Raw genomic sequence first — 18,313 nt, 5'->3', positions numbered from 1 at the left:
CTGGTTCAATCGGAGAGCGGCTTGCGGCCGCGGAATGCGTGAGTCAGGGTAAACCCATCAACATAGCCCAGCTCGCCACCAACCGGAATGCCATGGGCCAGCCGGGTAATCAGGATCCCCTGGCCATCAAGACGGTCGGCTATGTAGTGGGCGGTAGCCTCGCCTTCCACGGTCGGGTTGGTCGCCAGGATCAGTTCCGTGACGCCTTCATCGCGGATCCGCTTCAGCAGGCGTTCAATGCCAATTTCTTCCGGCCCCACGCCATCAATGGGTGACAGGTGCCCCATCAGGACGAAATAATCGCCACGGTAGTCACCAGCCTGCTCAATGGCCAGAAGATCCGAGGGACTTTCCACCACGCACAGGGTACCGGTACGCCTCTGGGGATTGTCACAGATGCCGCAGATTTCGGTGTCGGCAAAGTTCTGGCAGCTTTCGCAGCGACGGACACCGTTCATGGCCTGGCTCAGCGCCTCGGAAAGCCGGGTGCCGCCGGAACGGCCACGTTCCAGCAAATGGAAAGCCATGCGCTGGGCAGTTTTCTGACCAACTCCAGGCAGGCAACGAAGGGATTCTACAAGCTCATCAACCAGCGGGCTGAACGCCATGAAAGGTCCTCAAACGACTGCAGGATGAAATTCAGAACGGCATCTTGAAACCGGGCGGCAGACCCATGCCCGACATCATACCGGACATCTTCTCCTTCTGATTTTCCTCAACACGCCGAACGGCATCGTTTACCGCAGCGGCAAGAAGGTCTTCCAGGATGTCCTTTTCCTCAGACATCAGAGATGAGTCGATGTCCACTTTGCGAACATCGTGGCGGCCATTCATGGTGACTTTGACCAGTCCGGCACCGGCTTCGCCAGTCACTTCTGCCTTGGCGATCTCTTCCTGGGCCTTCTGCATCTCTTCCTGCATTTTCTGGGCTTTTTTCATCATGTCGCCCATATTGTTCATCATATCTTATCTCCTGCTTGTCTCGGCCGGCCGGATACTGTCTTCCACTACCCGCGCCTCGAATCGTTCAACGATAGACTTTACGACCGGATCCTGGTGAATGGACGCCTCCGCCGCTTTCTGACGCGCCTTTCGCTGGCGTTCCTCATAAGCCGCCGGGGTATGAGGCCCCGGATCGCCCTGCTCTGTACGTAACTGAATGGAGTCGCCAAAGCGGTTTCTCAAGGCAGTCAAAATTTTTTCCTCATGCCGGCTGTTCAACAGCCTGGCGTGGCCCTCATCAATGGTCAGGATAATCACATCGCCATCCCGCGACATGGCGCCGTGACTGGCGAGGTTACCGGGCATACCAACAATGCCAAGACTCCGGAAATCGCGGTGCCAAACGAACTCGCCCTCACGCTCAGGGGCAGCTTCGGCCGCTGACTCAGGCTCAGGCTCTGCGAAAGCGGGTTCCGGAGCCGGCGCAGGCTGAACAGCTGGCTCGGCGGCAACCTCAAGTGCTGGCTCTTCTGTAACAGGAGCTTCATCACTTAGAGGATAGCTTTCTTCATACTCTCCAGTCGCCTCAGCCTGGGCATCCAGACTGGCCAACCAGGATGCATCTTCTTCCGCCACCGGCGGAGCTTCCTGAGGCTCAGGCTGAGGTTCCGGTTGTGGCTGTACGGGAACTTCGCTGGCTCCTTGAGCCTGCTCCACAACTACGTCCGGTGCCGGCTCAAAGCGTTGCGGCTGGGGTTCGGGCTGTTTCGGCTCTACTTGCGGAGCCCGCTCCTGTGGCGGAGTCGGCGCCGGGTCGGGCTCATCCCGTGGCTCGGAGGCCGCAGACTGACCGCCGGAACTTATGGCGGGCGGCTCCCGCCGGTCAGCCCCGGGGCGAAAAGCAAGCATCCGGAGCAGGGTCATTTCGAACCCCATCCGGGCATCAGGCGTAATAGTAAGGTCTTTCCGGCCGATCAGCGCAGACTGATAGAAAAGCTGGGCGTCTTCGGCACTGAGCTTGCGGGCCAGGGCCTGGACCTGCTCGGCATCACCAAGAGCGTTGTCGGCACTGCCCGGAACCACCTGCTCCATGGTTACCCGGTGAAAGAGCGACAGCAGATCGGCAAGGATCACACTGTAATCCGGCGCAAAGTCCGAAATCCGGCTGATTTCCGCCAGCAAGGCCGGGCCGTCACCTTCAACGAGTGCATTCACGATGCGTTCAATATCCCGCTGATCAATAGTGCCCAGCATATTGCTGACATCACTGGCGGAGAGCTTCTGGTTGCCAAAGGCGATGGCCTGATCGGTCAGGCTCAGGGCATCGCGCATACTGCCGTCGGCAGCCCGGGCCAGAAGCCACAGGGCCGGTTCCTCGAACGGAATCTCCTCCGCACCCAGCACGTGCCGCAGGTGACCAGCGATGTGCTCAGGAGTCATCCGTTTGAGGTTAAACTGCAGGCATCGTGACAGCACGGTGACCGGCAACTTCTGGGGGTCGGTGGTGGCCAGCAGGAACTTGACGTGTTCCGGCGGCTCTTCAAGAGTCTTCAGGAAGGCATTGAACGACTGATTGGTCAGCATATGCACCTCGTCAATGAGGTACACCTTGTAGCGGCCACGGGTGGGCGAATACTGGACGTTATCGGTCAGTTCACGCATATCATCGACGCCCGTCCTGGACGCGGCGTCAATCTCAATCAGATCCACAAACCGGCCTTCCTGGATCTCCTGGCAGCTGGAGCATTCGCCGCAGGGGTTGGGCGTAACGCCGGTTTCGCAGTTCAGGCAGCGGGCGAGAAGCCGGCCAATGGTGGTCTTGCCTACCCCACGGGTCCCCGTGAACAGATAGGCGTGATGAAGACGCTGGCTTTCCAGGGCGTGAATCAACGCCTGGAGCACGTGTTCCTGGCCCACCATATCCTCGAAGGTGCGTGGGCGCCATTTACGGGCAAGTACCTGGTAGCTCATGTTCCGCCAACTGCAGTTAAAAACGGCTCTAACCTTAGCACGGACAAAGATCTATAAGAAGCAGACTTGATCCCGGAAACGCACACACCAGTGCCGCACATAAGTTCATGGCTATCAAGGATAATCAGAAGGAAAAAACAAGCGAGGGGAGAAAACTGGGGGTGACTCCATCAGCGACACCCCGGCACACAATTCCACCGCTGCGGCTGCTCCCTTCCGGGCCTGACCGGGTTCACGGTTTCATGTTGCGGAGGCACCAATGGAGCCACCATAACGGCGTTCCGGGACAATTCCCTGAAAGCGGCGCGCATATTAGCAAAAGGGTTTGCACACTACAATGACAAATCCGCACGCCGCCGGCATCGGCGCTATAAAGGCAGCGGCACCTCATCCTGGCGGAACCAGCAGGCCAGGCTGTAACGGGTGCGGTTTGCCGGCAACACCTCGTGAGGAATTTCTTCGCTCATGAACAACGCCATGCGCCCTGCCTCGGGCAACACGGTTCCGCACACTTCATTGTCGTTGTCCCGATTGAACACCTGAAGGGCCCCACCGTCGGCTGCCTGCCACTCTTCATTGAGGTAAAGCACCAGGCTCACCACTCGAGACGCCCTGCCCTTAAAACTGTCCAGGTGCTGCTTGTAGAAATCACCGGAGTGGTAGGTAGCGTAATGGGTCTCGAAACGCTTCAGCCCGAGAAACAACCTTTGATTCAGACCCTGGCGAATGGACTCGAAAAACTCGAACAGCGCGGCCTGAGGAGCTGTAATGCCTTGCAGCCAGGCAATCTTGTCGCGCCGCACCGACCGGTCTCGCACCAGATCACTCCCGCGCCCGATGCCGGCTTTTTTCATGGCATCGGTACGGTCGAGAATCTGCACTTCCTGTTTCAATGCAGCCAACAGGTTGGTTCCAAGCCATGACCGCGCGTCGACCGACATCCAGCCGTGCTCGCTCAGCCCCGAAGCCAGCTCATCCAGCCAGTCCTCAGACAAGGCCTCTCGTTGATCCGGCGCAAGGCCCATCAGCTGGACATCACTACCTGCCACCGCATCCTCGGCGCTATGCAAAGGTGTGATAAGGGGATCATGGATCGGAATGATTACCGGCGTTTCCATCGGCAGGCCTCGTACTGAATTTGAGCGTATTTTAGGCGCAATTCTCGCCGCAGCGGCAGTTTTAATTTACTCTCTGTGTAGGCAAATACACTTAACCGGTTTCACTCAGTAGCTAACCATGTCAGAAAGCAGTAACAGGCCACCGCTCTCACTTTCGCCGGGCCAGTGGTCCTTCACGCGCTGGAAAACAATCGGGCAACTGGAAGCTCTTGAGGTCCACCATCCTTTGTTCCAGGCCACTGTGTTTATTCAGGGCGCTCACCTGGCAAGCTTCAAACCTCAGGATGAATCTGACTGGCTCTGGATGAGCCCAGCGGCCCGGTACGAACCCGGTCGAGCCATCCGCGGCGGCATCCCCGTGTGCTGGCCCTGGTTTGGCGATCCGGCCCGCAACGCGCCGGAAGTGCGGAAACGCATCCAGACCGACCAAGCCCACGGGTTTGCCCGTACCGCGCTCTGGAAACTGGAAGATGTCCGGGAGAACGCCCACGAAGTGGAAATCAGCCTGTCCCTGGATGCCAATGAAGATTTCAGTGATGTCTGGATCGGGCATGCGCTCGCCCTGCTCACCTTCAGTTTCTCCATCCGCGGATGCCAACTGGCTTTGACAACCACAAACCTGGGTAACGATCCGCTGGCCTTTACCCAGGCGCTCCATACTTATTTGCCGACCAGCGACATAACCCGCACTCGAGTGCTGGGCCTCGGAAACAGCCAGTACATCGACACCCTGGATAACTGGGAATACCGCAACCAGGAAGGCCCTGTGTATTTCGACGGCGAAACGGACCGCATCTACGAGAGCGGCGAAACCCTGACGATCGTGACACCCCGAACTGGCCGCAAGCTCTCGGCCGTAGGCAGTGACTCAACTGTGGTCTGGAACCCCGGTCCGGCCAAGGCGGCCAAGCTATCGGATTTTCCCGAGTCGGCCTGGCAGTCCATGCTGTGCGTCGAAACCGCCAATGCAGCCAGCGATTATCGGGTGCTTAATAACGGGCAAAGCCACACATTAGGCGTATTCATTGGAAGGAAATCATGAGCCTGGCATCGTTTCTGAAATCCCGACTCGTTCCCGCGGAACTGGATCAACATATCAACCGCATCCGCAAACCCATCGGGAGCCTGGGCTACGACCCCTGGGGCTATAACAACGAAGCCATGAAGTACGGGCTTTCGCTCACCAAACAGATTTACGAAAAGTACTTCCGGGTACAAGCGCACGGGGTGGAAAACATTCCCGCCGAGGGGCCAGTGCTCATTATTGCCAATCACAGTGGCCAGCTTCCTATCGACGGCCTGCTGATTGGCTACGCCCTCGCCTCCCGGGAAAAAGATCCCCGCATTCCAAGGGCAATGATTGAGCGCTTTTTTCCGACCGTGCCCTGGCTGGGGAACCTGCTCAATGAAGTCGGGGCTGTGCTGGGCGACCCGGTAAACTGCGCCAAAATGCTCGCCAACAACGAAGCCGTCATTGTGTTCCCCGAGGGTGTGCGCGGCTCCGGAAAACTCTACCAGGACCGCTACCAGCTCAAACGTTTTGGCAATGGCTTCATGCACCTGGCTATGAAGTACAAGGCGCCGATCGTGCCCGTCGGCGTGGTGGGCTGCGAGGAGACCATCCCGGCCATCGCCAACATCAAGCCCCTGGCAAAGGCCCTGGGCATCCCCTACGCTCCGGTCGCCATGCCCGTGGTGTTGCCGGCAAAGGTACACCTGAACTTCGGAGCCCCGATGTACTTTGACGATCTGGAAATCCCCGAAGAACAGGTCACCGAACGCGTGGAGAAGGTGAAAGCCGAAATCAGCCGGCTGATCGACAAGGGACTGAGCGAAAGAAAAAGGCTTTTCTGATGACCGAACAACGCAGACCGCACATTCTGATTACCGGCGCCGCCGGCGCCCTCGCCCAACAGGTCATCGAACAACTCCGGGATACCTGCGACCTGGTCGCCGTGGATTTCCGGGAACAGGTCTACCTGGGCGACGACATCCCAAGCTACTGCATCGATTTCAACAAGCGGGTGTTCGAAGATCTGTTCCGGCGCTACCAGTTTGATGGCGTAATCCACATGGGCCGGATCATGTCCAGCCAGCTAACCCGCATGCGGCGCTACAACGCCAATGTGCTGGGCACCCAGAAACTGCTGGACCTGAGCCACAAATACGGCATCAAGCGGGTGGTGGTGCTCTCCACGTTCCACGTATACGGAGCCGTGGCCTATAACCCCGCACTCATTGATGAAGCAGCACCGCTCAAGAGCGCTGGGCTCAGCGCCGATCTGATTGATTCCGTGGAGCTTGAGAATCTCGCCAACATCTACCTGTGGCGCTACCCGGAGCTGAACATCACCATCCTGCGCCCCTGCAACATCGTGGGCCCGGGCGTGCGCAACACCATCAGTACTCTGCTGGCCAGCGAACGCGCGCCGGTGCTGGCGGGCTTTTCGCCGATGATGCAGTTTATCCATATCGACGACATGGCCGATGCCATTGTACTGGCGTATAAAAAACCGACACGTGGCGTGTACAACGTGGCGCCGCAGGACTGGGTGGCCTACCAGCACGCCCTGAAGCTCTGTGGCTGCAAACGGATTCAGGTGCCCTCCATCCCACCGATGGTTCCGAAGATCATACTCGGCACCCTGAAGTTGAAGAGCTTTCCGTCCTACCTGATGGCATTCTTCAAGTATCCGGTGGTGATTGACGGGCGGGCGTTTGCTAACGAGTTCGGGTTTGAGCCGAAGCGGCCGCTGAAGGAGATTTTCCGGTTTTATCGGGAGAATAAGAGGCCGGTTTAGGTCCCCGGCGGCTACATAAGTTACGCTGAAGTGTAAACAAGACTATTCTGTAGGCAGGGATTACTTCTTTCGGGGTGCCAAGGCATGTTTAGCAACATGGACGTACTCAGCTACTCGCTGGCAGCGATTACGTTCGGACTACTAGCGGTGCTGGTGGCCACTCGCTATTTGCGCCGTGGTGTCGATCGGGCGCTCGCGCTGGCAGCCACTGTAACAGCAATCTGGGCAGCTTCACTTGTCAGCCAAAGCCTGTGGGGCTTTCCCAGGTTCAACCTCCGTTATCTTATTGAACTTCTGCGGGACGCAGCCTGGATTTACCTTCTGTTTGCACTACTCAAGGACGGCCTCAGCGAAAACAAGCTGACGGGCAAGGTGAAGCAGGTTCTTGGTGCAAGCGCAGCGACCTTGCTTGTTGTTCTTCTGGGCATAGGCCTTGCGGAACATTTTGCCGACCTCAACGTAGCGACCGGCAAAGTCAAACTCCTTGGCCAGATCGGTCTCTCCCTGTTGGGATTGTCGCTGGTGGAGCAAATCTGGCGCAACTCACCCAGCTTCGGACGCTCAAGCATCAAGTATATCTGCATCGGCGTTGCGACCATCTTTGCCTTTGATTTCTTTATGTACGCCGATGCCCTGTTGTTTGGCCAGGTCGCCGATTCATTCTGGAACGCCCGCGGGTTTGTCAACGCCCTGCTCACCCCGCTGTTCGCCGTCAACGTTATTAACACCCGTAAACAACCGGTGGACTTCCAGTTATCCCGATCAGCGGTGTTTCACGCCGGCACGCTTGTATTTGCCGGGGGTTATCTCCTGTTCCTCGCACTTGGCGGTTACTACGTTCGAGTCGTTGGGGGTGATTGGGGAGATGCCCTACAAGTTCTGTTCTTTACAATCTCGCTAGTGTTTCTCGCAACACTCCTGCTTTCCCGGCGCATCCGCTCGAAGCTGATGGTACTGATCAGCCAGAATTTCTTCGACTACAAATACGATTACCGGGAAGAGTGGCTGAACATGACCCGGGAACTGGCAGACCTCAGTGACGACCCACCGCTGCCGGAAAGGGTGATCCGTATGCTGGGTGGTCTGGTTGAGAGTAATGCAGGTGCCATCTGGCTGATAGGTGAACAGGATGCTTACATCCTCAAGGCGGCTGTAAACCTCACAACGCCCAAGCACACCATGATTGACAGTGATTCCGAACTGGTGCGCTTTTTTAAGGATCGCGAGTGGATTGTCGATCTTCATGAGTACAAGGCAGATCCCGTCAGCTACAACCTGCTTGAAATACCGGACGCAATCGCCAAAACGCCTGAGGGCTGGCTGATTATTCCACTTTACCTGGGCAACGAGCTCTATGGTATGGCTCTGGTAGGTACCCCCTATGCCCGGGTGGAGTTGAATTGGGAGAATTTCGACCTGATTAAGGTGGTTGCTCGGCAATCCACCAACCTTCTGGCCCAGGCTGATGCCCAGAATCGCCTATCACGTGCCATGCAGTTCGAGGCGGTCAGTAAAGCCTCGGCATTTATGGTTCATGACCTGAAAACCGTCATCGCCCAGCTGTCGCTGCTTGTAAAAAATGCTCCGAAACACCGTAACAACCCGGCTTTCATTGATGACATGATCAATACCACTGAGCATGCCGTTCGCAAAATGTCGAACCTGGTTGATCACATCCGCAAACCTGCGACAGAAGAGGACAGCAATCTTACCTCCATCAACCTTACCCAGTTGGTTCAGCAATTGATTAACCATCACCAGCACCGCCTACCCGCTCCACATCTTGACGGAGAGCCGCTGGACGCCATGGTCAAAGCAGACAAAGAACAACTCCGCAGCGTTCTTGGCCACCTGATTCAAAACGCCCAGGATGCCACTCCTCCCGACGGCGAAATTACCCTTACCCTCAAAATTGCCAGAGGCAACGTCGTGCTTTTTATCCAGGATACAGGCTCTGGTATGACAGAGGAGTTTATCAGCGGCCAACTCTTCAAGCCCTTTGCCAGCACGAAGGGCCTTACCGGCATGGGAATCGGTGCCTACCAGGCCAGAGAATACATTCAAAAACTGGGCGGCAATATTGATGTAACCAGCGAACCAGGTCTCGGCTCCTGTTTCTCGGTGAGAATTCCGGTAGCTGATACAGATCAGAGGAGCGAGACCGAACAAACAGAGCGACTAATTTCCGACAGCTATGAAACGACCCAAAGCGCCAATTAATTGCCGAAACCAAACATCACTTCAAACCATCATTGCAAAGTGTCAATGTTCAGTTAAGAATCAGGTTAAGGAAACTCCGTAAAAAAAGGACTTAGTGCTGTTGTGACTAGACGACTCCTGATAGTTGAGGATGATCCGGGACTCCAGAGCCAGATGCGCTGGTGTTTCAGCGAGGATCTGGAGGTGGCTGTTGCCTCTGACCGCGAATCGGCGCTTGCCGCTTTAAGGCGTGAAGAACCCGACGTAATCACACTGGATCTTGGCCTCCCCCCCGACCCTGGCGGAGCAACAGAAGGCTTTGGTCTTCTGGAGGAAATTCTACGCCTTGCGCCGATGACCAAGGTGATTGTGGTTACCGGACGGGAAGACAAGGAAAATTCGGTCAAAGCAATTGGCATGGGTGCCTCCGATTTTTACCAGAAGCCTCTCGATGCAGACATCCTGACGTTTGTTGTCAATCGCGCGTTCCGACTTGCTGAGCTTGAGCGCGAGAACCGCGACCTGGCTCGCCAGCGAAACGGGACCAATATCAAGGGTATTGTGGCGGCGAGCCCGCAAATGCTTGCCATATGCCGTACCCTGGAAAAAGTCGCTCCTACCGATGTAACGACACTGATCACAGGTGAAACGGGCACGGGTAAGGAACTTCTGGCAAGGGCAATCCACGACCTTAGCCCGCGTTCTTGCAAACCATTTGCAGCAATCAACTGCGCTGCCATTCCGGAAAACCTTCTTGAAAGCGAACTGTTCGGGTTTGAAAAGGGGTCGTTTACCGGCGCCAATCAAACCAAAAAGGGCAAAATTGAAAATGCCAACGGCGGGACTTTATTCCTCGATGAGATTGGAGACATGCCGATGGCTTTACAGGCCAAGCTTCTCCGGTTTCTTCAGGAACGGGTTGTTGACCGGGTCGGGTCTGTCAACCCGATTCCAGTTGATGTACGAGTTGTTTGCGCCACCCACCGTGATGTAAGGCAACTCATCGATAACGGAGAATTTCGGGAAGACCTTTACTACCGCATCAGTGAAATTACGCTGGACGTACCACCCGTACGCGAGCGTGATGGTGATGCCCTGGTTATTGCCCAATCGCTCCTCAAATCACTGGGCAAACAGATGGACCGCCCCAATCTGGCTTTTACCGAAGATGCCATAAGTGGGATTAACAGTTATCCGTGGCCCGGCAACGTGCGAGAGATGATCAACAAGATTAAACGGGCAATCATCATGGCCGATGGCAAACGTGTTACTGCGGAGGATCTTGAACTCAATGTGAGTGACTCAGCCACACCGAGCCATATTAATTTGCGGCAAGTGCGGGAACAGGCAGAACGGCAGGCGATTTGCCAGGCTCTGCAGACCACTGGCTACAACATGGCTCAGGCAGCGAGGTTGCTGGGCGTTACCCGGCCTACTCTCTATAACCTGACCGACAAATACAAAATAGACACATCCGCGGAAATCTCTGAAGTATGATTTATCAGGCTCTGGTTTTTAATCCGGGCCTGATTCAAGGAGTAAAAAAATGAAAACAAGGAACCAGACATTGCGAGCTCTGCCACGCCTGTTCTTGGTCAGCGCCTTGCTGAGCCCACTGCCGCTTCTGGTTGGCTGCAATAATCAACCAGACAGCTCTGAAGCCATGTCACACATTTCGCGGGCGGACACCTATGCCGAACAGGGCCAATACCGCTCTGCGCTTGTCGAAGTAAGAAATGCCATCCAGGCAGACCCAAACAATGTGTCTCATATCGTGCGCCTGGCCGAGATTTACCAATCCATAGGCGCCTATGAACAGGCATCTGACCTGCTGGAGCCATGGCTGAGCAACCATGCGAGCGATGTGGCACTGCCACTCGCGCGGGCCTATGTGGAGCAGGGCAAGCAACTCTCGGCCCTGGAAACCCTGGAAGCCTTTTCAGCAGATTCGCCGGAAGCCCAGCTGCAGGCATCGCTGATTCGCGCAGAAGCCCTTAGGCTGGCCGGCGAAAAAACTGAGGCGCTGGCACTTTTTCAGAACCTGACAGCCAGCAACGCCGCAAACATCAACGCAATCGTTGGGGTGGCCAGGAGCCACCTAGACCTCAATCAGTCTTCACAGGCCATTCAGGCGCTTGAAGAGTGGACAAATCGCAACGGACAGGAGCCAGAAGTGCTCTATTGGAAAGGCGTTGCGCAATATCGTGAGAACCAGCTCGAAGCAGCGTCTGCGACCCTAACTGATGCTGTAGGGGTGCTGCCCACTTCCGATGTGTTCCTGCCCATCCGCCGGGACATTCTCTCTTCCCTCTCCCGAGTACTCACTGAACAAGGCAGGATCACGGAAGCCCAGGTTTACAACCGAATTCTCGCAGAAAACCTCAACACCGGAGCCCGAGAACAGGGCGAAGCAGCCATCGCAGCCATCAAAGATGGCAACATTGACGAGGCCAAAACCATCCTGCGAGATATGCTCAAGCTCGACCCGGATAACGAACAAGTCGCCCTGATGCTTGGGGCTTTATCTGCAGGAACCGGCGAACTGGACGAAGGCACCCGCCTACTAACGGAAAACCTCGATCCGGAAACCACGCCTACCCAGTACATACGCGCCGCCACCATGGCTCAGATTGATGCCGGTGACAGGGAAGAAGCGTTAAAAACTCTCGACCGCGCTATAAAGGCGCGCCCTAACGATAACGAACTGCTGGCAATGCACGGAATCCTCGCCCTCAGCCTGCCTGAGTACCAGGACGCCGGCGTCGCCAGCCTGAGCAAGGCCATCAGCAACGAGCCGAACCGTGTTCGGCTCAGGCTGGCCCTTGCTCAATACCACATTCGCAATGATCAACCCGAGCAGGCCCTGGGCCAGCTAAGGATGGCATTCACCTCAAATCCATCCGAGTGGAATACCACCGCCACCTACCTAAACCTGCTCATCCAGCAAGGCGAAACCGAAGAAGCAACGGAAATCCGTGATTCACTACTGAATGGTTACGGTGACCAACCTTCAGCCGTATTGCTCGCAAGCATGGCAGATGCCCAACTGGGCAATACCGAGGCTGCCAAAACCAGACTGGAAACCCTGGTTAAGGAAAGCCCTCAGCTACAAGCTCCGAAGGTTGCCCTGGCTATGCTCTATAACCAGACAGGTCAGCCGGCAGATGCTGTGCGGACGTTTATAGATGCCGCAAAGATAACGCCCGATGCGATTCAACCGCTCCAGCGAGCCGGACAGGTCTACGCCCAGAACCATTCACCAGAGGAGGTTCAACAATGGCTTGGTAACGTTGGCAAGGAACATCCCGAGCTCCAAATGAATGCCGACACCCTGGCGGCCCTGATCAACATTCGCCAGGGCAGGCTGGCCGAGGCACGGGCACTACTCGATGAATGGCAGACCTCCGACTCCGAGGCCGTCAACCGTGCGACCGGACAACTGTTGCGAGCCGAGGCCCAGACAGCAGCAGCCAACGAGGATTACGCCACTGCCCGCGCAAAAGCCGCCGAAGCCATCGCCCTAGAGCCGGAAAACCTGGGATACGCGCTTCTCCCCGTGGGTATTTACCAGATGGAAGGCAAATTGAACGAGGCGCTGAATGCATTGGATGCCGTTGAAGACACGTTTGGCACGGAGCGACCCGTGGTTCTTTCGCGTGCAGCACTGCTCAGGCAAAAAGAAGGTAACAAGCCGGCCTTCAACTACCTTCTTGAGCAATGGCAGACATCACAGGATGTCGGCCTGATGCCCTCTCTTCTTGGCCTGGCAAAAACAGAAGCGCCCGAGGCAGAGGACGAACTGACGGACAGTTGGCTCAGTGTTGCGCCAAACAGCAGTACCGCCCACATGGCTAGAGCAGATTGGCTGATGGCCAACAAGCAGGAAATTGTGGCCGCCAACCACTATGAGCAGGTTATTTCCCGCCAACCCAACAACATTGCTGCCCTGAACAACCTGGCCTGGCTGTTGCGCGAAGATGACTCTGCCCGTGCCATGGAACTGGCTGGTCGCGCCCGGGACCTTGCCCCCGACAATGCGGCCGTACTGGATACCTATGGCTGGATCCTGCACCTCGCGGGCAAACATGCCGAAGCGAAAGAAGTGATTGAAAGGGCCGTGGCTCTTGCTCCGGATAACGCTGAAATCCGCGCTCACCTCGAAACCGTTAAGCAGGCCATGTAAAGAAGATCGACAAAGCCCGCAAATCAAGCCAGACAGTGAGGCCGGAGACTACCGTATCTCCGGCCTTCTTCGTTTCAATGTCGAATTTTTTTACAGCCCTTATTTAAATACCGGGATTTTTTTCAAGGATTTCAGAACTATAGATTAATGGCACGCTTCTCGCTTGTTCTAGGGTGAGGATCGGGGTAGTACCCGGTCGGAAGCCAAACCATTCGCGAGGATGGGACGGAAAGCCAAGGATCTCTAGAACAATAAGAGACAGCCTGGTTGCAAAGCAGACTACAGGGATTTAGAGCTAAACAACCGGAGAATACCCATGAAACTTAAGCATAGCATTTTGGCTTCTAGCCTTATTGTCTTTGCCAGCACTGCAAGTGCTACTGCGATTCAAGGCAACGCACTTCAAAACGAGCTAGACGCAAGAACGACTAATGGCGACTTTTATGACGTCAACAACGACCAATACAGTCCCGATGAGCAATGGCAAATAAACGCTTCAACGCAATCAGCAAACAGCCTGATGTTCCGCTTTGCCGGCTTCAAACCTAATACGACCTTTGGTATTTACGACATCACAGACTCCTCCAAAAGGCTAGAGCTGTTCGATGGCAGCGCCGACACAGGCTATACCAGTACGCTAAAGCTCCTCCCTTTTATCTCACCTACCACTTTCCAAGCGAAGACTGAAAATCAATTTGGTGTAGAGGTGAGCAGCTTTCAACAGACATTTGCCAGCACAACCTTCGGGTACTATCTAGACTCTTCGTACTATGATCGTGGCGGCGTATTTTTCTCTGAGTCCTCGAGAAATGGCGATACCGACGGCGACGGCATTGCAGACGACCACATGGTCGCATACGAAGGAGATGGCACAAAAAATATTGACACCTTCGGCCTTGGCGGCAGCGGTGCACCGTTTGGTGCTAATGAATTTATCCTGGCGTGGGAAGACTTGGTATTTAAGAGCGAAAACGGCCAGCTTTCCGACTTTGACTACACGGACTTCGTAGTGATGGTTGAATCTGTCACACCAGTTCCTGAGCCGGGCACTCTCGCCCTTCTCGGTCTTGGACTCGCCGGCCTTGGTGCAGCCCGCCGTCGTCAGAAAGCCTGATTTTCGGCAGGGTTTTAAAGAAAGCCAGCTTCGGCTGGCTTTTTTTATGGGTGCAGGTTTGTATTTTCGGTAAACGAGAGACACTATAAGCTTCCTGGTAAAGAGAAGTCAGGCGGATCAAAATGTTAAGGAAGACATTAGACAATTTCCCCCACGCCCTGCCTTACCTAATGGTGACAGGCGTCGCTCTTGTCATCTTCTTCCCTACCTGGTACCGGCTCACTGGAATCTGGCTGGAATTTGAACAAGTTCTTGCACATGGCCTTGCTACCGCCATCATCTTTCTGGGCCTGGTCCTGATTCATCCGCCCAAACCCGCGAGCAGCACGAGTAGCTTGAGCCAAAAGCCATACCACTTGCTCGGCGGCATCGCGCTCATCGGTGTTACTCTCGTGTGGCTCCTGCTAGAGCTGGTGCGCATTGATACCCTCGCCTACCTGATGCTGCCAGCGGGTGTAATGGCTGTATCGTGGACACTCCTCGGCCTGCAAAGGTCGCTCTGCTTTCTGCCCTACCTTGCCCTGCTCTCACTCTCACTGCCGTTCTGGGCAGATCTGGTGCCGCCGCTGGTATCACTTGCCAGTGTTGTTGTGGGCAGCTGGGTTCGATTGTTCGGGATGACAGCTTTGATTGAGGGAAACAGCATTACCCTGCCGTACGGCCGACTCCTGATTGCCGATGGCTGTTCCGGCATTCGTTATTTTGCCATTTCCATTCTGCTGGCCATGATGACCTCCATTCTCAATGATTACCGCTGGAAAGGCTGGTTGATCACCGTAGTTGTAGCCATGTTGATCGGCCTGGTCGCAAACTGGGTTCGCATTACCATCCTGGTGTTCGTTGCCTATGAAACCAACATGGAGAGCGATCTGCTCACCGACCACGAAACCATGGGCTGGATTGTTTTTGGGGCCTTTATTCTTCCAGCTCTGTACTTCTCTCCCGTTCGCAAGAGAAGCACATCCAACGACGATCCCGAGACAGGCAAGCTGAAAATCACTAAAGGCGGCATTCCAGCGATCATCGTTGCGGTGCTTTTGGGACCGGTTGCACTGACGCTGGCACAAACAAGCGCAGGCCAGCAGCCCCCCTGGGCATTACAGCTTGAAGGCTTCCAGCCAAGGCAGGCAAGCGCTGAGCTGCCATTGCCAATCAGCCTGCCTTCGGCGCTCGACCAAACGATTCTAAGCACCAGGAATAGCTGGGTATCTCTGGCCCAAAGCCAGAAAACCAAATCCGACGAAAAACTTGTGCCCTACCTGCCGCAGATGTTCGACAAGTCCTCCTGGCAAATAGAAGAGCGACTTGCACCGGGCGTTTTGCTCTATCGAAACATCCTCACCCGGGACCGTGTCATTATGGCCCAGTGGTATCAGGTGGGAAGCAGAACTAGCCTGAACTACCGCCAGGCCAAACTTCTTCAGATCCCCGCCACTCTGTCCGGTGAGAGCCGGTTCGCTCTCGTTACCATTCAGGTGCCCTGCAAAGACAGGGATTGCAGTGACGAATTATCCCGACTCGAGCGCACCAAAACCATGGTGGAAGCCCAGCTGTAAATTAATTGACACATGGATCAGAATTCCCGTCGACTTTCTTTACACTCTCCTAACCTACCAACGATAAAAGCTCATTAAATCAAATGCTTAATTATTGGCACCAATCCTGCTGATTAAAACGTAGGCTGCATTAACGCATTGGTTTAATTTGGGAAGTACCAATATGATGTATAAACGGTTAGCCGCACTCCTCTCCGCCACACTTTTCAGTCTGTCTGTCAACGCAGGCGTAATTTTTCAAGACGATTTTGACTCGGAGCTTCCGAACGGCGGATCGCAAACGAACTATGATGACTTCCAGAATTGGGACGTCACCGATGGCACTGTCGATCTTATTTCCACCCCGAATAAATGGGGCCTTACCTGTGCCGGTGGCACTGGTAAGTGTGTGGACCTGGATGGCTCCAATCGAAACGCCGGCACTCTCGAAAGCATTTCGCTGACACTGGACCCAGGCACCTACACGCTGAGCTTTGATATTTCCGGTAATCAAAGAAACAGCACCAGCGACTCCGTAGTCGTTGGTCTGGACGGGTTCCTGAGCGAAACTTTCACTTTGTCTGCAAACGATCCCTGGCAGACCATCGTGCGCGATATCACCCTGACCAGCCAGACCACCAGCAAGCTCATTTTCGAACATCGCGGTGGCGACAACATTGGCATCATGCTGGACAACGTATCGCTCGTGCCAGAACCGGGTACTCTGGCCCTGTTTGGCCTGGGCATTCTGAGCCTTGTGGCAGTTCGCCGCAAAAAGCTCTCCTGATTTCAGCCCAGTTACCAACGAAAGCCAGCTAGATAGCTGGCTTTTCTTTGTTCCAGACATCATTCACTGTGTGAACAAGAACCCGATATACTCAGGCCTCACGACCCCAAAATTATCGGCTCCTACCCCATGGAAATAACGAAAACACCCGTTCGCATTCTCCATGTCACCTTCAACATGGGCTTCGGCGGCACCGAACAAGTCATCCGGCAATTAGTCACCAACCTGGACAAAGACCGGTTCCACAACGAAATTGCCTGTATTGATGGGGAAGTTGGCGCCATTGGCCAGGCACTGGAAACCGAGTGCGGTATAAAACACCACGCGCGCCAACGAGCCTCCGGCTTTGATATAAAAACCATTCTCTGGCTGAGGCAACTGATCAAGTCCGGCAAATTCGATATTGTCCATTGCCACCAATACTCACCTTACGCCTATGGCTGGTTTGCACACTGGGGCACGGGAGCAAAGGTGGTTTTCACAGAGCATGGGCGCTTTCATCCGGACCACCACCGAAAAAAAGCAAGGTTCATCAATCCTTTCATAGCCCGGACCTCCCACAAACTTGTCGCAATCTCCTCCGCGACGCGCGACGCTCTGGTGGAATACGAATACTTCCCCAGAGACAGAATCAGCGTCATCTATAACGGCATTGCACCACTAGAAGTTACCGAGAAAAAACGCTCTGCATTGAAAGATCAGTTGGGAATAAAAGCAGAAGAAACTGTCATTGGTACCGTTGCCCGACTGGACGCGGTGAAAAACCAGGCACTGATGCTGAAGGCGACGCGAACTCTGCTCGATCAAGACGTCCCTGTAAGGCTGCTCCTGGTGGGCGACGGCCCGGAACGCGACAACCTGGAAAAGCTTGCAGCTGAATTAAACCTGGGAGAGTCAGTTATTTTTACAGGCTTTCAATCAGAGCCGGCTGACTACCTGAGCCTGATGGATATATTCCTGCTGCCCTCCTTTACCGAAGGCACATCCATGACGCTTCTGGAAGCCATGAGCCTGGGAATTCCGACAGTCGCCACTCGTGTTGGCGGAACACCCGAAATCGTCGCCGATGGCGAAACAGGAAAACTGGTTGAGAGCGACGATCTTCCCGCCTTTACACGGGCCATCCAGGAGTTGCTGCAAGACCCAAACGCCCTTTCCAGAATGTCGCAACACGCTAGAAGGCGTTTTGAGGAACGATTTTCGGCCAAACAGATGGTGGAACAGTACGAACACTGCTACGAATGATTCGGCATTTCGTAAAGCAAAGCTTACAATATACGTCGGGAAATTTTACGCTTTCTTATTTTTCATTACGTCCTTGCATAAACCGCTGAAGGTTGCCACCCATTCCACGTGAAGCCTGCCACCCGGACCGGAGCAAGACTGCCACCCATCGGAGCGTAGCGACGCGGGGTTTCTCTTCTTACTCCGAAGTCTCAGTGCCCGTCAACCTTGCCTGCTGTTTTCGCATGGATTCCCCTCGCAGATTGATCTTGTAGGCGTTGTGTACGAGCCGGTCCAGGATGGCGTCGGCCAGAGTGGCGTCACCGATTACGCCATGCCATTCTTCGATGGGTAATTGGCTGGTGGCGATGGTGGAGCGCCTGCCATGCCGGTCTTCCAGGACCTCCAGCAAGTCTCGCCGATTCTCTGCGCTCAGCTT

At 55.2% G+C, this 18,313-nt stretch carries 14 protein-coding genes, 1 other RNA gene, 1 pseudogene and 1 riboswitch; of the genes and pseudogenes, 10 read left to right on the top strand and 6 right to left on the bottom strand.

All coding sequences use genetic code 11. The annotated features are described in order from the left end of the window. Window positions 1-5 precede the first annotated feature (5 nt). The 5 genes from recR to BM035_RS13130 form a co-directional block, all read right to left on the bottom strand. Window positions 6-608 carry a recombination mediator RecR gene (recR, locus tag BM035_RS13150; RefSeq protein WP_092032393.1) on the bottom strand — a complete coding sequence of 201 codons (603 nt, stop codon included), beginning with the start codon at window positions 606-608 and terminating at the stop codon, window positions 6-8. Between the two features lie 31 nt (window positions 609-639). Then, window positions 640-963, bottom strand: coding sequence for a YbaB/EbfC family nucleoid-associated protein (locus BM035_RS13145; RefSeq protein ID WP_053115401.1), 324 nt, complete (start codon window positions 961-963; stop codon window positions 640-642). Window positions 964-966: 3 nt separating this feature from the next. Beyond that, on the bottom strand, window positions 967-2,913 hold the full coding sequence (gene dnaX, locus BM035_RS13140) for a DNA polymerase III subunit gamma/tau (RefSeq protein WP_092032390.1): 1,947 nt from the start codon (window positions 2,911-2,913) through the stop codon (window positions 967-969). Between the two features lie 165 nt (window positions 2,914-3,078). After that, window positions 3,079-3,175: signal recognition particle sRNA small type (gene ffs, locus BM035_RS13135), an RNA gene on the bottom strand. Between the two features lie 106 nt (window positions 3,176-3,281). Beyond that, entirely contained in the window at window positions 3,282-4,031 is a 750-nt protein-coding gene (locus BM035_RS13130; RefSeq protein WP_092032387.1) for a 2OG-Fe(II) oxygenase, read from the bottom strand. 118 nt (window positions 4,032-4,149) lie between these two features. Here BM035_RS13130 and BM035_RS13125 point away from each other — a divergent pair, with 118 nt between their 5' ends. The 10 genes from BM035_RS13125 to BM035_RS13080 all read left to right on the top strand — a co-directional run bounded on the left by BM035_RS13125 (window position 4,150) and on the right by BM035_RS13080 (window position 17,895). Beyond that, window positions 4,150-5,073: a D-hexose-6-phosphate mutarotase gene (locus BM035_RS13125; protein ID WP_092032385.1), complete on the top strand. Its 924-nt coding sequence runs from the start codon at window positions 4,150-4,152 to the stop codon at window positions 5,071-5,073. Continuing rightward, window positions 5,070-5,885, top strand: a complete 816-nt coding sequence (locus BM035_RS13120; RefSeq protein WP_092032382.1) for a lysophospholipid acyltransferase family protein — start codon at window positions 5,070-5,072, stop codon at window positions 5,883-5,885. The genes BM035_RS13125 and BM035_RS13120 overlap by 4 nt, the downstream gene beginning before the upstream one ends. Beyond that, window positions 5,885-6,832, top strand: coding sequence for an SDR family oxidoreductase (locus BM035_RS13115; protein WP_092032380.1), 948 nt, complete (start codon window positions 5,885-5,887; stop codon window positions 6,830-6,832). The genes BM035_RS13120 and BM035_RS13115 overlap by 1 nt, the downstream gene beginning before the upstream one ends. A gap of 84 nt (window positions 6,833-6,916) precedes the next feature. Next, window positions 6,917-9,052, top strand: coding sequence for an XrtA/PEP-CTERM system histidine kinase PrsK (gene prsK, locus BM035_RS13110; RefSeq protein WP_092032377.1), 2,136 nt, complete (start codon window positions 6,917-6,919; stop codon window positions 9,050-9,052). Between the two features lie 102 nt (window positions 9,053-9,154). Continuing rightward, complete coding sequence (gene prsR / locus BM035_RS13105; protein WP_092032374.1) at window positions 9,155-10,528, top strand: PEP-CTERM-box response regulator transcription factor; 1,374 nt, start codon at window positions 9,155-9,157, stop codon at window positions 10,526-10,528. A 49-nt stretch (window positions 10,529-10,577) separates the two neighbouring features. Further along, window positions 10,578-13,214 carry a tetratricopeptide repeat protein gene (locus tag BM035_RS13100; RefSeq protein ID WP_139216047.1) on the top strand — a complete coding sequence of 879 codons (2,637 nt, stop codon included), beginning with the start codon at window positions 10,578-10,580 and terminating at the stop codon, window positions 13,212-13,214. A 192-nt stretch (window positions 13,215-13,406) separates the two neighbouring features. Further along, a riboswitch (cyclic di-GMP riboswitch) is annotated at window positions 13,407-13,489 on the top strand. 41 nt (window positions 13,490-13,530) lie between these two features. Beyond that, window positions 13,531-14,328, top strand: coding sequence for a PEP-CTERM sorting domain-containing protein (locus BM035_RS22975; protein ID WP_092032371.1), 798 nt, complete (start codon window positions 13,531-13,533; stop codon window positions 14,326-14,328). A gap of 122 nt (window positions 14,329-14,450) precedes the next feature. Continuing rightward, window positions 14,451-15,884: an exosortase/archaeosortase family protein gene (locus tag BM035_RS13090; RefSeq protein ID WP_092032369.1), complete on the top strand. Its 1,434-nt coding sequence runs from the start codon at window positions 14,451-14,453 to the stop codon at window positions 15,882-15,884. Between the two features lie 163 nt (window positions 15,885-16,047). After that, window positions 16,048-16,650, top strand: coding sequence for a PEP-CTERM sorting domain-containing protein (locus BM035_RS13085; RefSeq protein WP_092032366.1), 603 nt, complete (start codon window positions 16,048-16,050; stop codon window positions 16,648-16,650). Between the two features lie 129 nt (window positions 16,651-16,779). Continuing rightward, window positions 16,780-17,895, top strand: coding sequence for a glycosyltransferase (locus BM035_RS13080; protein ID WP_092032364.1), 1,116 nt, complete (start codon window positions 16,780-16,782; stop codon window positions 17,893-17,895). A gap of 178 nt (window positions 17,896-18,073) precedes the next feature. On the opposite strand, the pseudogene istB reads toward BM035_RS13080, so the two are convergent. Beyond that, window positions 18,074-18,313 (bottom strand): annotated as a pseudogene (gene istB / locus BM035_RS13075) (IS21-like element ISSpu5 family helper ATPase IstB); the annotation flags it as partial.

It is taken from the genome of Marinobacter sp. DSM 26671 (assembly GCF_900112835.1).
Lineage (GTDB): Bacteria > Pseudomonadota > Gammaproteobacteria > Pseudomonadales > Oleiphilaceae > Marinobacter > Marinobacter flavimaris.
This window is presented reverse-complemented; position numbering and strand designations above follow the sequence as displayed.

Coding starts and splice junctions, on each gene's coding strand:
- recR (WP_092032393.1), bottom strand. CDS start 608: ATGGCGTTCAGCCCGCTGGTTGATGAGCTTGTAGAATCCCTTCGTTGC.
- BM035_RS13145 (WP_053115401.1), bottom strand. CDS start 963: ATGATGAACAATATGGGCGACATGATGAAAAAAGCCCAGAAAATGCAG.
- dnaX (WP_092032390.1), bottom strand. CDS start 2,913: ATGAGCTACCAGGTACTTGCCCGTAAATGGCGCCCACGCACCTTCGAG.
- BM035_RS13130 (WP_092032387.1), bottom strand. CDS start 4,031: ATGGAAACGCCGGTAATCATTCCGATCCATGATCCCCTTATCACACCT.
- BM035_RS13125 (WP_092032385.1), top strand. CDS start 4,150: ATGTCAGAAAGCAGTAACAGGCCACCGCTCTCACTTTCGCCGGGCCAG.
- BM035_RS13120 (WP_092032382.1), top strand. CDS start 5,070: ATGAGCCTGGCATCGTTTCTGAAATCCCGACTCGTTCCCGCGGAACTG.
- BM035_RS13115 (WP_092032380.1), top strand. CDS start 5,885: ATGACCGAACAACGCAGACCGCACATTCTGATTACCGGCGCCGCCGGC.
- prsK (WP_092032377.1), top strand. CDS start 6,917: ATGTTTAGCAACATGGACGTACTCAGCTACTCGCTGGCAGCGATTACG.
- BM035_RS13100 (WP_139216047.1), top strand. CDS start 10,578: ATGAAAACAAGGAACCAGACATTGCGAGCTCTGCCACGCCTGTTCTTG.
- BM035_RS22975 (WP_092032371.1), top strand. CDS start 13,531: ATGAAACTTAAGCATAGCATTTTGGCTTCTAGCCTTATTGTCTTTGCC.
- BM035_RS13090 (WP_092032369.1), top strand. CDS start 14,451: ATGTTAAGGAAGACATTAGACAATTTCCCCCACGCCCTGCCTTACCTA.
- BM035_RS13085 (WP_092032366.1), top strand. CDS start 16,048: ATGATGTATAAACGGTTAGCCGCACTCCTCTCCGCCACACTTTTCAGT.
- BM035_RS13080 (WP_092032364.1), top strand. CDS start 16,780: ATGGAAATAACGAAAACACCCGTTCGCATTCTCCATGTCACCTTCAAC.